We start from the raw sequence: 247 nt of genomic DNA, 5'->3' as shown, positions 1-247 counted from the left end.
TCTACTTACTATTATTCGACTTTACTTGTAACTTTCCTTCTATGTATCGTAAAATTTCTGACGTTTTTTCACCGTTTGTAACATCAAACCACGTGACATCCATTTTATTACGGAACCACGTTAATTGACGCTTTGCATAACGACGCGAATTCGTCTTTAATTGTGATACCGCATCTTCTAAAGAAACTCGATTCTCAAAATAATCATAGATTTCTTTATATCCAATCGCTTGAATAGATTGACAATC

1 pseudogene is annotated in these 247 nt (G+C 33.6%); it reads right to left on the bottom strand.

Annotated elements, in window-relative coordinates:
• Position 1 precedes the first annotated feature (1 nt).
• Positions 2-247: pseudogene (locus tag KVT27_RS25705) on the bottom strand (tRNA (adenosine(37)-N6)-dimethylallyltransferase MiaA); the annotation flags it as partial.

Source organism: Lysinibacillus sp. GbtcB16 (assembly GCF_019091145.1).
In the GTDB taxonomy this organism is placed as follows: Bacteria; Bacillota; Bacilli; order Bacillales_A; family Planococcaceae; genus Lysinibacillus; species Lysinibacillus fusiformis.
Note: the sequence above shows the minus strand (reverse complement) of the source record. Positions and strands in the feature narration are given on the sequence as shown.